Source organism: Microbacterium sp. 69-10, assembly GCF_001897945.1.
Taxonomy (GTDB): Bacteria; Actinomycetota; Actinomycetes; order Actinomycetales; family Microbacteriaceae; genus Microbacterium.
The window spans coordinates 46,827-60,536 of record NZ_MKRT01000028.1 but is presented as its reverse complement, the minus strand read 5'-3'; the positions used below and the strand labels follow the sequence as shown (position 1 = coordinate 60,536).

General features: G+C 69.6%; 12 protein-coding genes and 1 pseudogene. 1 reads left to right on the top strand and 12 read right to left on the bottom strand.

Annotated elements, in window-relative coordinates; genetic code table 11:
- Positions 1-10: 10 nt before the first annotated feature.
- From gmk to BGN97_RS14685, 10 genes and pseudogenes are all read right to left on the bottom strand, one after another.
- A pseudogene (gene gmk, locus BGN97_RS14730) lies at positions 11-901 on the bottom strand (guanylate kinase); the annotation flags it as partial.
- Positions 894-1,757 carry an orotidine-5'-phosphate decarboxylase gene (pyrF, locus tag BGN97_RS14725; protein WP_292703070.1) on the bottom strand — a complete coding sequence of 288 codons (864 nt, stop codon included), beginning with the start codon at positions 1,755-1,757 and terminating at the stop codon, positions 894-896. The pseudogene gmk and the gene pyrF, both read right to left, overlap by 8 nt.
- Positions 1,754-5,041, bottom strand: a complete 3,288-nt coding sequence (carB, locus tag BGN97_RS14720) for a carbamoyl-phosphate synthase large subunit (protein ID WP_292703067.1) — start codon at positions 5,039-5,041, stop codon at positions 1,754-1,756. Before carB ends, pyrF begins: the two co-directional genes overlap by 4 nt.
- The gene (gene carA / locus BGN97_RS14715; RefSeq protein ID WP_292703063.1) at positions 5,041-6,213 is read right to left on the bottom strand and encodes a glutamine-hydrolyzing carbamoyl-phosphate synthase small subunit; all 1,173 of its coding nucleotides are present in this window, start codon (positions 6,211-6,213) and stop codon (positions 5,041-5,043) included. Before carA ends, carB begins: the two co-directional genes overlap by 1 nt.
- Positions 6,210-6,716 carry a hypothetical protein gene (locus BGN97_RS14710; protein WP_292703061.1) on the bottom strand — a complete coding sequence of 169 codons (507 nt, stop codon included), beginning with the start codon at positions 6,714-6,716 and terminating at the stop codon, positions 6,210-6,212. Before BGN97_RS14710 ends, carA begins: the two co-directional genes overlap by 4 nt.
- A complete protein-coding gene (locus BGN97_RS14705) occupies positions 6,713-8,011 on the bottom strand; it encodes a dihydroorotase (RefSeq protein WP_292703059.1) in 1,299 nt (432 codons plus the stop codon). The genes BGN97_RS14710 and BGN97_RS14705 overlap by 4 nt, the downstream gene beginning before the upstream one ends.
- Positions 8,008-8,973: an aspartate carbamoyltransferase catalytic subunit gene (locus BGN97_RS14700; protein WP_292703057.1), complete on the bottom strand. Its 966-nt coding sequence runs from the start codon at positions 8,971-8,973 to the stop codon at positions 8,008-8,010. Before BGN97_RS14700 ends, BGN97_RS14705 begins: the two co-directional genes overlap by 4 nt.
- Positions 8,970-9,500, bottom strand: a complete 531-nt coding sequence (gene pyrR, locus BGN97_RS14695; protein ID WP_292703055.1) for a bifunctional pyr operon transcriptional regulator/uracil phosphoribosyltransferase PyrR — start codon at positions 9,498-9,500, stop codon at positions 8,970-8,972. The genes BGN97_RS14700 and pyrR overlap by 4 nt, the downstream gene beginning before the upstream one ends.
- A gap of 103 nt (positions 9,501-9,603) precedes the next feature.
- Positions 9,604-9,984, bottom strand: a complete 381-nt coding sequence (locus tag BGN97_RS14690; protein ID WP_292703053.1) for a PIN domain-containing protein — start codon at positions 9,982-9,984, stop codon at positions 9,604-9,606.
- Complete coding sequence (locus tag BGN97_RS14685) at positions 9,981-10,244, bottom strand: hypothetical protein (protein WP_292703052.1); 264 nt, start codon at positions 10,242-10,244, stop codon at positions 9,981-9,983. The genes BGN97_RS14690 and BGN97_RS14685 overlap by 4 nt, the downstream gene beginning before the upstream one ends.
- Before the next feature lie 56 nt (positions 10,245-10,300).
- Here BGN97_RS14685 and BGN97_RS14680 point away from each other — a divergent pair, with 56 nt between their 5' ends.
- A complete protein-coding gene (locus BGN97_RS14680; RefSeq protein WP_292703050.1) occupies positions 10,301-11,227 on the top strand; it encodes an NUDIX domain-containing protein in 927 nt (308 codons plus the stop codon).
- Here the strand turns inward: BGN97_RS14680 and BGN97_RS14675 are convergent.
- A complete protein-coding gene (locus tag BGN97_RS14675; protein WP_292703046.1) occupies positions 11,199-12,770 on the bottom strand; it encodes a Rieske 2Fe-2S domain-containing protein in 1,572 nt (523 codons plus the stop codon). The genes BGN97_RS14680 and BGN97_RS14675 overlap by 29 nt on opposite strands.
- Before the next feature lie 92 nt (positions 12,771-12,862).
- Positions 12,863-13,710, bottom strand: an 848-nt coding sequence (locus BGN97_RS14670) for a crosslink repair DNA glycosylase YcaQ family protein (protein ID WP_292703043.1), incomplete at its 5' end; no start/stop codon positions are given.

The window sequence follows — 13,710 nt, the reverse complement described above, 5'->3', positions numbered from 1 at the left end:
AAGAGCCCGTGGACAATTCTACGACCTCTCGCGCCGCGGTGGCGACGTCGGCGTTCACGACGAGGTAATCGAACTCGTTCCGCGCCGCCAGCTCGGTGCGCGCGGTGCGCAGCCGGCGGGCGCGCTCCTCGGCGTCCTCGGTCCCCCGGCCGACCAGCCGGTTCACCAGCTCGTCCCAGGACGGCGGCAGCAGGAACACCAGCGACGCCGACGGCTCCGCCGCCCGCACCTGCCTGGCGCCCTGCAGGTCGATCTCCAGCAGCACGGTCCTCCCGGCCGCGAGAGCCTCATCCACGGGCCCGCGGGGCGTGCCGTACCGGTACTTGTTGTGCACCGTGGCGTGCTCGAGGAGTCGACCGTCGGCGATCATGCGGTCGAACTCCGCGTCGTCGACGAAGAAGTAGTGCACGCCGTCGACCTCCCCCGGGCGCGGCGCCCGCGTTGTGGCCGACACGGAGAGGTGGATCTCGGGGTACTGCTCGCGGATCTGCGCGGCGACCGTGCCCTTGCCCACGGCCGTCGGGCCCGCCAGCACGAGCAGCCTGCTGCGACCCGGACGAGCGGTGTGCGGTGGGAAGCGCCGGTCCAGCCACTCCGACAGCGCGGCGAGCTGGCGAACGCCGAGACCGCCCAGGCGCTTCACCGGCGAGATGTGCAGCTCCTCGAGGATCCGGTCGCGCTTGCCGGCCCCGATGGCGGGCAGCGCCATCAGGAAGTCGGTGATGCGCAGGGTCGCGGCATCCGACTCGGCATCCTCAACCGCGCGCCGCAGGACGTCCTGCGGCGCGGTCACCCGGGTCGTGAGGTCCCGCTTCAGCGCGGCCCGCGCACGCCGACGCTGCAGTGCACGGCGCGATGCGGCGGCACGATCCACCTCGGGGACGACTCGACCTTCAGCCACGGAGAACCTCCTGATATCGCGCGGCGCGCTCACTGATGACGGCCGCGATGCCTGCGGGGCCGGTGCCGAGGATGCTGCGGCTCTCGCTCGCGAGCACCTGTCCCGCCGTCGCCCCGAAACGGGTGATCAGATCCTCCGGCGTGGCGCCCTGCGCTCCGAACCCGGGGGCGAGGATCGGCGTGCCGCCGAGGACCTCGTCGCCGAGGCCCACCTCGTCACGATCGACGGTGGCGCCGATCACGAGACCGACCGGCCCGAGACCGCCCTCGAACGCCGGCGATCCGTTGGCCCAGGACACGTCCCTCGCCACTCTCCTGGCGACCGTCTGGTCCTCCTCGGAGGCGACGTCCGCGGTGCGCGCGGTCTGCAGCGAGGCGGCTTCGGGGTTGCTTGTCGCCGCCAGGACGAACACGCCCTTGTCCGCCCGCACGGCCGTCGTGATGGTCTCGCGCAGGGAGTCCGGGCCCAGATACGGGCTGATGGTCACGGCATCCGATTCCAGAGGCGAGCCCGGCTCGAGCCACGCCGACGCGTAGCCGGCCATCGTCGAGCCGATGTCGCCGCGCTTGGCGTCGGACAGCACGATCAGGCCGGCCGCGCGTGCGGCGGCGATCACCTCTTCGAGGGCGGCGAAGCCCTTCGAGCCGAAGCGCTCGAAGAACGCCACCTGCGGCTTGACGACGCCCGCCCGGCCGGCGGCGGCCTCGACCACCGCCAGACCGAACGCGCGCAGACCGTCCGCATCCTGCGTCAGCCCCCACTGCTCCAGGAGCGCCGCGTGCGGGTCGATGCCCACGCACAGCGGACCGTACGCGTCGAGAGCCGCACGCAGGCGCGTTCCGAAGGGAGTGCTCACTCGGCGGCCTGCCGATCCAGCTCGTACTCCTGCAGGCTGCGCACCGAGAAGCCCTCGTTCGCCGCGTCCATGCCGCTGACGGCCGCGCCGAGCACCGCCATCGTGGTGAACAGCGCCTTGTCCGCCGCGACCGCGGCCGCGCGGATCTCGTAGCCGTCGGCGCGGGCCGCGCCTCCGCTGGGCGTGTTGACGATGATGTCGATCTCGCCGTCGTTGATCAGGTCGACGATGTTGCGCTCACCGTTCCCCTGCGTCTCGCTGTACTTGGCCGCGAGGGCGACCTGGATGCCGTTGCGGGACAGGATCTCGGCAGTGCCCTCGGTGGCCACCAGCGAGAAGCCCAGCTGTGCGAGACGATGGGCGGGCAGGATGACGTCGCGCTTGTCCGAGTCGGCCACCGAGATGAACACGGTGCCCGAGGTGGGCATCCCGCCGTACGCGGCGGCCTGGCTCTTGGCGAACGCGGTCGGGAAGTCGGCCGCGATGCCCATCACCTCGCCGGTGGAGCGCATCTCCGGGCCGAGCACCGAGTCGACGACCTTGCCGTCGTGCGTGCGGAAGCGCTTGAACGGCAGCACCGCCTCCTTCACGGCGATCGGGGCGCCCAGCGGCACGCTCGAACCGTCCTGCGCGGGAAGCATGCCCTCCGCGATGAGTTCGGCGATGCTCGCCCCCGCCATCACGCGGCTGGCGGCCTTCGCCATCGGCACGCCCAGCGCCTTGGAGACGAACGGCACCGTGCGGCTGGCGCGCGGGTTCGCCTCGATGACATAGAGCACGCCGGCGCTGATCGCGAACTGCACGTTCAGCAGACCGCGGACGCCCACGCCCTCGGCGATCGCGAGCGTCGCCGCCCGCACCCGCTCGATCTGCGTGCGGCCGAGCGAGATCGGCGGCAGCGTGCAGCTCGAGTCGCCGGAGTGGATACCGGCCTCCTCGAGGTGCTCCATGATCCCGCCGATGTACAGGTCGGTGCCGTCGTACAGCGCGTCGACGTCCAGCTCGATCGCGTCGTCGAGGAAGCGATCCACCAGCAGCGGCTTGCCCTCCTCGATGACGACGTTGCCCGCGGTGCGGACGAAGTAGTCGCGCAGTGATGCCGTGTCGTAGACGATCTCCATACCGCGGCCGCCGAGCACGAAGCTCGGGCGCACCAGCACCGGGTAGCCGATCTCCTCGGCGATGCGCACCGCGCCGTCGACGTCGATCGCCGTGCCGTTCCGCGGTGCGACCAGGCCCGCATCGTCCAGCAGCCGGGAGAACAGCTCCCGCTCCTCGGCGAGGTCGATCGCGGCGGGGCTGGTGCCCAGCACCGTGTAGCCCGCAGCCTCGATGCCCTTGGCCAGTCCCAGCGGCGTCTGGCCGCCGAGCTGGCACACCACGCCCAGGATCGTCCCGCTCTGCGCCTCGGCGTCGAGCACCTCGAGCACATCCTCGAGCGTGAGCGGCTCGAAGTACAGCCGGTCCGAGGTGTCGTAGTCGGTGGACACGGTCTCGGGGTTGCAGTTGACCATGACGGTCTCGTATCCGGCATCCGACAGGGCGAACGACGCGTGCACGCAGGAGTAGTCGAACTCGACGCCCTGCCCGATGCGGTTCGGTCCGGAGCCGATGATGACCACCTTGGTGCGCTCGGACGGCGCCACCTCGGTCTCGAAGTCGTAGCTCGAGTAGTGGTACGGCGTGAGCGCGGGGAACTCGCCCGCGCAGGTGTCCACGGTCTTGTAGACCGGGCGCAGGCCCAGGGCGTGGCGGATGCCGCGCACCTCGGACTCGCTGATGCCGCGCAGCTGCGCGATCTGGGCATCCGAGAAGCCGTGCTCCTTGGCGTGCCGCAGGGTGGCGGCGTCCAGCTCCGCCGCCTGTGCGACGGTCTCGGCGACCTCGTTGATCAGCACGATCTGGTCGAGGAACCAGGGGTCCATCGCCGTGGAGTCGAACGCCTGCTCGATCGTGGCGCCCTTGCGCAGCGCCTGCTGCAGCACGACGATCCGGCCGTCGGTGGGGGTCTTGGCGATCTCCAGCAGCTCCTCGACCGAGCGCTCCTCGGGGCCCCAGTGGAACGACGAGCCGCGCTGCTCGAGAGAGCGCAGCGCCTTCTGCAGCGCGGTCGTGTAGTTGCGACCGATGGCCATGGCCTCGCCCACCGACTTCATGGTGGTGGTGAGGGTGGCGTCCGCGGCGGGGAACTTCTCGAACGCGAAGCGCGGCACCTTGACGACCACGTAGTCGAGCGTGGGCTCGAAGCTGGCGGGCGTCACGCCGGTGATGTCGTTCGGGATCTCGTCGAGTCGGTAGCCGAGCGCGAGCTTGGCGGCGAGCTTGGCGATCGGGAAGCCGGTGGCCTTCGACGCCAGGGCCGACGAGCGCGAGACGCGCGGGTTCATCTCGATGACGATGATGCGCCCGTTGGTCGGGTCGACCGCGAACTGGATGTTGCAGCCGCCGGTGTCCACGCCCACGGCGCGGATGATGTCGATCGAGATGTCGCGCATCTTCTGGTACTCGCGGTCGGTGAGCGTCAGCGCCGGCGCGACCGTGATCGAGTCGCCGGTGTGCACGCCGACCGGGTCGACGTTCTCGATGGAGCAGACCACGACCGTGTTGTCGGCCGTGTCGCGCATGAGCTCGAGCTCGTACTCCTTCCAGCCGAGGATCGACTCCTCCAGCAGCACCTCGGTGGTGGGCGAGTCATGCAGGCCGGCGCCGCCGATGCGGCGCAGGTCTGCCTCGTCGAACGCGAAGCCGGAGCCCAGGCCGCCCATGGTGAAGGAGGGACGGACCACCAGCGGGTAGCCGAGCTCGGCCGCGCCGGCGAGCAGTTCGTCCATCGTGTGGCAGATGACCGACTTGGCGACGTCCGCGCCGGCCTCGATCACGAGTTCCTTGAAGATCTGGCGGTCCTCGCCCTTGCGGATGGCGTCGACCTTCGCGCCGATCAGCTCGACGTCGTACTTCTCCAGGATGCCGCGCTCGTGCAGCGCCATGGCGGCGTTCAGCGCGGTCTGCCCGCCGAGGGTCGGCAGGATCGCGTCCGGCTTCTCCTTCGCGATGATCGTCTCGATCACCTCGGGGGTGATCGGCTCGATGTAGGTGGCGTCGGCGAAGTCGGGGTCGGTCATGATGGTGGCCGGGTTGGAGTTCACCAGGATGACGCGCACTCCCTCCTCGCGCAGCACCCTGCACGCCTGGGTGCCGGAGTAGTCGAACTCGCAGGCCTGGCCGATCACGATCGGGCCGGAGCCGATGACCAGAACGGATGTGATGTCGTCGCGCTTCGGCATTACTCAGCGTCCTTTCCGGCGATGTCTGCGAGGACCAGGTCGCGGAACCTGGCGAAGAGGTAGTGGGCGTCGTGGGGGCCAGCGGCCGCCTCGGGGTGGTACTGCACGGAGAAGGCGGGGATGTCGTGGGCGCGCAGTCCCTCGACCACCCGGTCGTTCAGGCCGACGTGGCTGACCTCGAGGGTGCCGTACCCGTTGGGGCTGGCGAAGGTGCCGTCCAGGGGCGCCTCGACGGCGAATCCGTGGTTGTGCGCGGTGATCTCGACCCGGCCGGTCGCCCGGTCGAGCACCGGCTGGTTGATGCCGCGGTGGCCGAAGGTGAGCTTGTAGGTGCCGAGCCCCAGGGCGCGCCCGAACAGCTGGTTGCCGAAGCAGATGCCGAAGTACGGCAGCTTCGCGTCGAGAACCTGCCGCAGCACGGCGACCTGGGTGTCGGATGCCGAGGGGTCTCCTGGGCCGTTCGAGTAGAACACTCCGACCGGGTCGACGGCCTGGATGTCGGCGAAGCTCGCCGACTGCGGCAGGACGTGCACGTCGAATCCGAGGCGGGCGAGGTTGTCGAGCGTGGACTGCTTGACACCCAGGTCGAGCACCGCGAGGTTGCCGATGCGCTCGCCCGCGGCGGGGATCACGGTGGGCTCGCTGACCGAAACCTCTGCGGAGAGGTTCTGGCCGGCCATCTGCGGGGCGTCGGTGACGCGGCGCAGCTGCTCCTCGGCATCCAGTTCGGCGTCGGGGCCAGAGAAGATCCCGCCGCGCATGGACCCGGTGTCTCGGATGCGGCGGGTGAGCGCGCGCGTGTCGATGCCGCTGATGCCGACGATGCCGTCGCGCACCAGCACGTCGTCGAGCGACTCCTCGGCGCGCCAGTTGGACACACGGCGCGCGGGGTCGCGCACGATGTAGCCGGCGACCCAGATGCGAGCGGACTCGTCGTCCTCGCGGTTCATGCCGGTGTTGCCGATGTGCGGCGCGGTCTGAAGCACGATCTGGCCGGCGTACGACGGGTCGGTGAGGGTCTCCTGGTACCCGGTCATGCCGGTGGCGAAGACGACCTCGCCGAGGGTGGTGCCGACGGCGCCGTAGGCGCGGCCGGTGAAGCGGGTGCCGTCCTCGAGGACGAGCACGGCGGACGTCCGCGGGGACGGCGCCCCGGTGGTGGGAATGGTCAAGACTGCTCTCCGTTCTCGGAGCCCGCGCTCAGGCGCTGCAGCTGCGGGAGGATCTGCTGCGGCCCGACGGATGCGGGACGCAGGAAGGAATCTACGATGGTGCCCTCGGCGACCCGCCAGACGAGGCGGATCAGGCCGTTCGGCTCGACGACGCGGTCGATGGCGACCGTCGCGAGGTCGGCTGCGAGCAGCCGTTCGGATGCGATGAAGACGGTGGGAGATCCGTCCAGGCTGAGCGCCACTCCCCTGTCGGTGAGCACGAGCTCGCCACGGGCGCGGTACGTCAGCGCCTTCATCGCGATGCGCTCCAGGGGCTGATCGTGGACGGTCGTCGCGACGTACAGGACTTCGTGGCGATCGATCACGTCAGCGTGCTCCGGGACTCCGAGGGGCGCGGTCAGCGCGGAGTCCCGGCTGATGCGTCGTCGCCAGGCGAGGAACATCGCGGCGAGGATCACGAGCGCGACGGCGATCGTGATCAGCACTGCGCCTTCACGGGTCATACCAGCTCCTGCACGAGCTGCCCGTCGTCCACCGTCACGACGCCGCCGTGGATCGTCCACTGCACGCGCCCGGGAAGATCGCGGCCCAGGTACGGCGAGTTGTGACTGCGTCCGTGCAGGTCGGCCTCGGTGAACACACCGGGGACGCTCGGGTCGTAGAGGGTGACGTGCGCCGGCGCGCCGACCTCCAGCGAGCCGAAGCCCTGGAGCTGTCCGATGCCCGCTGGCGCCGAGCTCATGACGCGAGCGACGTCGGCCCAGTCCAGCATCCCGGTGGCGACCATCGACTGGTGCACGACGCGGAGCGCGCTCTCCAGCCCGACCATGCCGTTGGCGGCGACCTGCCACTCGCAGGCCTTGTTCTCGGCCGGGTGGGGGGCGTGGTCGGTGGCGACGATGTCGATCGTGCCGTCCGCCAGGCCCTCGCGGACGGCTGTGACGTCCTCGGCGGTGCGCAGCGGCGGGTTGGCCTTGTATCGCGCGTGGTAGTCGCGGACCAGCTCGTCGGTCAGCAGCAGGTGGTGCGGCGTGACCTCGGCGGTGACCCGGATGCCGCGCTTCTTGGCCCACCGGATGATGTCGACCGAGCCCGCCGTGGACAGGTGGCAGACGTGCAGCCGCGAGCCGACGTGCTCGGCGAGCAGCACGTCACGGGCGATGATCGATTCCTCGGCGACCGCCGGCCAGCCGGCCAGGCCCAGCTCTGCGGAGACGATGCCCTCGTTCATCTGGGCGCCGTCGGTCAGGCGCGGATCCTGGGCGTGCTGCGCGATGACGCCGTCGAACGCCTTGACGTATTCGAGCGCACGACGCATGATCAGCGGGTCCCAGACGCAGAAGCCGTCGTCGCTGAAGACGCGGACGCGAGCGCGGGATCCGGCCATCGCCCCGAGCTCGGCGAGACGCTCGCCCTTCTGCCCGACAGTGACGGCGCCGATCGGCTGCACCGTGGCGTAGCCGGCGGCCTCGCCGAGGGCGAGTTCCTGCTCGACCACGCCGGCCGTGTCGGCCACGGGCTGGGTGTTCGGCATGGCGAACACCGCGGTGAATCCGCCCGCGGCGGCCGCCTGGGTGCCCGTCAGCACGGTCTCGGATGCCTCGAAACCGGGCTCGCGGAGGTGCGTGTGCAGGTCGACCAGTCCGGGCAGGGCGACGAGGCCGGCAGCATCGACGACGCGTGCACCGCTGCGGGTGGGGCCGGCACCGATCTCGACGATGACGCCGTCCTCGATCGCGATGTCGGCGCTGCCGCCACCGAGCAGCTGGGCGCCGGTGATGACGAGGTTCCGGTTCACTTCGCTTCTCCTCGTTCGTCGTTGCGCTCCCCCGCCAGCAGCAGGTAGAGCACGGCCATGCGCACCGAGACGCCGTTGGTGACCTGCTCCAGCACGGTCGAGCGTGCGGAGTCTGCGGCCTCGGAGGAGATCTCCAGACCGCGGTTCATGGGGCCGGGGTGCATCACGATGCTACTCTCGGGCAGCGTCGCGGCCCGCAGTGCGTCGAGCCCCCACAGCCGGGAGTACTCGCGCTCGGTCGGGAAGAACGCCGCGTGCATGCGCTCCACCTGGATGCGGAGCATCATGACGGCATCCGGACCCTCTGCCAGCGCCTGATCCAGGTCGTAGAGCACGCGCACCGGCCACTGCGAGACGTTCTGCGGCACGAGCGTCGGCGGCGTGACCAGCGTCACCTCGGCGCCCAGGGTCGACAGCAGCCAGACGTTGGAGCGCGCGACCCGCGAGTGCAGCACGTCGCCCACGATGACGACGCGGAGCCCGCTCAGGTCGCGGCCTCGGCTGTCGGCGCCGTACCGGCGCTTGCGGATCGTGAACGCGTCCAGAAGAGCCTGCGTGGGGTGCTCGTGCGTGCCGTCGCCGGCGTTCACGACGCCGGCGGAGATCCAGCCGCTGGTGGCGAGCGTGCGGGGGGCGCCGGATGCCGAGTGGCGGATCACCACGGCGTCCGCTCCCATGGCCTCCAGGGTCTGCGCGGTGTCCTTCAGGCTCTCGCCCTTGGAGACGCTGGATCCCTTGGCGGAGAAGTTGATCACGTCCGCGGAGAGTCGCTTGGCAGCGGCCTCGAACGAGATGCGGGTGCGCGTGGAGTCCTCGAAGAAGAGGTTCACGACCGTCTTGCCGAGCAGGGTGGGAAGCTTCTTGATCTGCCGGGACTGGGTCTCGGCCATGTCCTCGGCCACGTCGAGGACGCGCAGCGCCTCGTCCCGGTCGAGACTGCGGGTGTCGAGCAGGTGCCTCATGATTCGATCGTCACCTCATCGGCGCCGTCGAGCTCCTTGAGGCGGACGTTCACACGCTCCGTGCGCGAGGACGGGATGTTCTTGCCCACGAAGTCGGGGCGGATCGGCAGCTCGCGATGACCGCGGTCCACGAGGATCGCCAGACGGACGACCGACGGACGTCCGATGGACTGGATCGCGTCGAGCGCGGCGCGGATGCTGCGCCCGGAGAAGAGGACGTCGTCCACCAGCACGACGGTCTTGCCGTCGATGCCGCCCTCGGGGATCTCGGTGCGCTTGGGTGCACGGGTCGGGTGCTTGGACAGATCGTCCCGGTACAGCGTGATGTCGATGGAGCCGACCGGGATCTCGGTGTCGGCGATGCCGGCGATGATGGGGCCGAGCCGATCGGCGAGCGTCACCCCGCGGGTCGGAATGCCGAGAAGGACCACTCCTTCGGCGCCGCGGTTGGATTCGAGGATCTCATGGGCGATGCGCGTCAGCGCACGCGCGATATCGGCTTCTTGCAGCACTGTCCGTGCGGCCATCTGCCTCTCCCTTCTCCGCCTCACAGGACGGGCTTAAAGGTTGGGTGATGGTTCGATTCTAACGATCTGACGCCGTGCGTGCTGGTATACCAACCGGGTGGTCTCAGGCTCCGACAACGCCGACGCCGCGTGCGTGCGCGGCATCCGCCAGGCGCCTGTCGAACGTCGCGAGCGCCGCCTCGTGCTGGATCGCGACAGCCAGCACGTAAGCGTCCGGCAGCTTCAGCCCGGTCTCGGCTCGCAGCCGCGCGACGCGCACGGGTTCGTCGTCGGCCGGAACATGGCGCTCCACGCCGAGACGCGTGTACGCGCTGAGCGCTTCGACCTCTCGTGCTTCGCGCACCGGAGCAACGAGCGTCTCCGCGAGGGTGACCGGGTGGATGAGCAGCTCATCCTCGGTGTCCAGGATCTCGTACGCCTCGGCAGTGTGAACATCACCACGGCCCCAGTAGGAGATCAGGATGTTCGCGTCGAGGACGATCACTCCGGCCAGTCCTTCCGCAGCTCCTCGAGGTAGTCCGGCGGATACACGTCGGCGAACATGCCCCGCGTCTCGTCGAGCACCTTGCGCCGCTCCGCTCGTCGGGCCGCCCGCTTCGCAGCCAGTGTCTCCGTGCCTGCTTCGGCCAGGCGCGCCACGAGCTCGGACCGGGATGCCCCCGGCCACTCCTTCGCCGCCAGTTCGAGCCCCGCGGCGAGCTCCGGTGTCTGCGTCACCTGGATCCGCGGCAGTGTCGTTGCCATGTCTCAAGTGTACCGCGGTAGGTCAGGGTGGTACAGCATGTGGGTAGGCTGAGCTCATGATCGCGCGGCGCCGCCTGACGCTTCTCCGGCATGCGATGCCCGAGATCGACCCGTTGGAGTCGCCGAGCGCCTGGCGACTCAGCTCCGCAGGTGTCGTCGCGGCATCCGCTCTGAGTATCAACGGCACGCTGGCCATCTCGAGCCCGGAGACGAAGTCGGTCCAGACGACGGCGCTCGCGCTGGACCTCGACCTGGAGGCGATCGTCCGGGACCCGAGGTTCCGCGAGGTCGATCGCGAGGAGCGTGTGCACGACGGGTTCCGCGAGGCGCGGCGGGCGTGGATCGCGGGGCGCCTCGATGGGCGTCACCATACCTGGGAGAGGCCGGATGCCGACGCGCAGCGGTTCCACGAGGGCCTGATCGCGCACCCTGCCGAGCACGTGATCGTCGGGACGCACGGCATGGTGCTGACCGCATGGGTGGTCGCTCAGGGACTGGTCGCTCCCGGTGAGGAAGCCGTCGCGTTCTGGGAGTCGCTGCGCTTCCCCGACGTGATCGAGCTCAGCATCCCGCTGCTGCGCGTGCGCGCCGCGCTGACGGATGCCGACGGCCGGCACGTCCTGATCAAGCGGACCCGCCCCGGTCAAGAGCCGTACTGGACGGCACCCGGTGGCGGCGTCGCTCTGTCCGACGCCTCGCCGGAGGATGCCCTGCTCCGCGAGCTTCGTGAGGAGCTGGGCGCGGAGGCCGAGATCGGGCCTGTCCTGTTCGAGCGCGCGATCGACGGCATCCGCTCCGAGCGCTTCTACCGGGCGCGGCTGATCAGCATGGAGCAGTCCGCGCGCAGTGGGCCGGAGTTCGATGACCTCGAGCGCGGCACGTACGACATCGAGGCCGTCACGGACGACGATCTCGATGCCCTCGATCTGCGTCCCGCTGAGCTGAAGGATCTGCTCAGCCGGCGCGCAGCGCCTCGTCGGTGAGGGGGCACTGCGAGACGCGGATCGGGTGACCGGTGGTGGTCAGGCACTTGCCGGTCTTCAGGTCCCACTTCCAGTCGTGCATGCTGCAGGTGAGCACGCCGTCCTCGTCGATCTTGCCGGTGCGGGTCAGATCCGCCCGCAGGTGCGGGCAGCGGCGCTGCACGACCCAGTCGCCGAGCTCGGCGTCCTCGGTCTGGTCGGTCTGCTCCTGGTACCAGTTCTCCACGTACTCGATGCGGTCCACCGACAGGCACTTGAGGAACGTGGTCAGGAACTCGTTGAACTTGCCGCTGCGGCCCACCGAGAACTGCATGGAGAGGAAGATCGAGTTCGACCAGTCGATCTCGTGATCGACGATGTTCGTCGAGACCAGGTCGGCGGGGATCGTGTACCAGTAGATGCACTCCTCCCCCGCGTACTCGCGCACCTTGGCCTTGGGGAAGTCGACGACCATGTCCAGCTCGCCGATCCTGAACCGCACGTTGCCGCCGACACCGAGGCGGATGGTGCGGGACTTCTTGATGAGCGGCTCCCACCACTCCTTGATCGCGGCGAGCATCTCGGCGGGCGGGATGATCTCGGCCCGTCGTGCCTCTTCGTCGCGGAGCTCCTGCTGCCGCGAGGCGCGCTGCTCCTCGAGGTACTGCCACTTCTCGTCGAAGATGTGGCTGATCTCGGCCTCCGAGTAGAGGCTCTGCGAGACGTTCAGCTCGCCGCCGTTCAGATCCACGACCGTGCCGGGGATGAAGAGCTGTCCGTCGTACTGCGGCGCCTGCTCCTTCAGGTGGGCGAGGAACTCCTTCTGATCCGTGAAGATCGAGTCGTCGTCCTGGCCGGTGCCGTTGTAGCGGAAGATGTCGTCGCGCAGGAACATCGGCGGACCCGCCATCGGGAAGACGTGCGGGGCGTCGACCTTCTCGATGTAGTACATGGCGCGCTTGTTCTGCGCCTCGCGCTTCAGGCGCGCGAAGTTCTGCTTGGCGTCCTGGGGCAGGTCGTAGACCATCGGCCACCAGATGGCACCGGAGACCTGCGTGAAGTACGCCTCGGGCTTGCCGAACGACAGCAGCGCCTCCAGATCGAGGGGGTGCGAGTCGTTCTGGTTCAGGACGGATGCCGTGCCGTCGTCGACGCTCAGGGAGGAGTCGCCGATCGGCCCGTCGCTGGGAGCGCGAAGCGGCGTGATCATGATCTTGGTGCCGCCCCGCTCGAAGATCTCGCCTGCGGGGGCGTAGAAGATGTTCTCGTACCCGAGGGCCCGGATGTCGTTCTCGAGGTCGTCGGTGACGTACTCGGGCAGCAGCACCTCGATGTCCTTGCGGATGTACTTCTCCAGCAGGCGCGGATCGAAGTGGTCGCGGTGCCGGTGCGAGATGTACAGGAAGTCGGCCTCACGACCGTAGCGCTCCCAGTCGAGACCGCGATTGTCCGGGAACGGGAACCACGAGCCGAAGAAGGACGGTCCGAGCACAGGGTCGCAGATGATGTTTCCGCCGACAGTCTCGATGAACATCCCGGCGTGGCCGAGTCCCGTGATCCGCATGTCTCTCCTCGTGCTTGGGCAGCCTCGATTCTACCGGCGGGCTCCTGTGCCGCAGCGGTGACCGGCCGGGAGAAAGCGCGCCGGGCGCGCCGTCAGTCCAGTCCGGCCACCGGCACGCCCAGCCAATCCGCCAGCTCGCCCAGCTCGAGGCGCACGAGTTCGTGCTCGTCCGAACCCCACTCGTCGAACTCGTGGACGGCGTTCACGCGCAGCACCTCCCGCTCGCGATCGTGCTCCGCATCCAGCATCCCGATGAAGCGGTCGCCGAACAGGATCGGATGCGCGAAGTAGCCGTACACCCGCTGCGGCTTCGGCTTGAACTGCTCCAGCACGTACGTGAAGCCGAACAGCTCGGCGAGTCGCCGGGGGTCGAACAGCAGGCGGTCGTAGGGGTTGAGGAAGGCGACGCGGCCGCCCGGATCCGGCTCGTCGAGCGCCCGCAGCGCGTCGGGGTCCACCCGGAACCGCATCGTGCTCCCCTCGACACCGGCGGCCTCGCCGGTGTCCTTGCCGACGCCGCTCCACCAGTAGTGCGGTCGCGCGAGCCCCTCAGCCTGCAGGCACCGACGCTCCAGCTCCGCCGTCGCCTCCGTCGACTCGAGCTCCGCCAGATCCTGCGGGAAGGCTCGCTCCGCGACATCCCAGATGCGGTTGCGTCCGGTCCTGCCGACGATGCCCACCTCACCACGGCGGGAGAGCAGGTCGAGCATGATCGGCACCTGGTTGGAACCGCTCCACCCGTCAGGGGCCTTCGACACCTGTGCGGTGTCGGGGATCTCGGAAGCCGTCAGCGGTCCCTCTGCCCGGAGGCGTGCGAGCACGTCCCGCCGGAACCGATCGTTGGCCACCAGCCACTCCTCCGCGCCACGCCGCAGCGGATCCGCTCGCATGACGGGCAGCATCGCGGGCAGCAGGGAGGCGGGCCGGAAGGCTCCGTCGA

Excerpts from the sequence above, each read along its gene's own strand:
- carB (WP_292703067.1), bottom strand. The coding sequence starts at position 5,041 with ATGCCGAAGCGCGACGACATCACATCCGTTCTGGTCATCGGCTCCGGC.
- BGN97_RS14710 (WP_292703061.1), bottom strand. The coding sequence starts at position 6,716 with ATGACCCGTGAAGGCGCAGTGCTGATCACGATCGCCGTCGCGCTCGTG.
- BGN97_RS14700 (WP_292703057.1), bottom strand. The coding sequence starts at position 8,973 with ATGAGGCACCTGCTCGACACCCGCAGTCTCGACCGGGACGAGGCGCTG.
- pyrR (WP_292703055.1), bottom strand. The coding sequence starts at position 9,500 with ATGGCCGCACGGACAGTGCTGCAAGAAGCCGATATCGCGCGTGCGCTG.
- BGN97_RS14685 (WP_292703052.1), bottom strand. The coding sequence starts at position 10,244 with ATGGCAACGACACTGCCGCGGATCCAGGTGACGCAGACACCGGAGCTC.
- BGN97_RS14680 (WP_292703050.1), top strand. The coding sequence starts at position 10,301 with ATGATCGCGCGGCGCCGCCTGACGCTTCTCCGGCATGCGATGCCCGAG.
- BGN97_RS14675 (WP_292703046.1), bottom strand. The coding sequence starts at position 12,770 with ATGCGGATCACGGGACTCGGCCACGCCGGGATGTTCATCGAGACTGTC.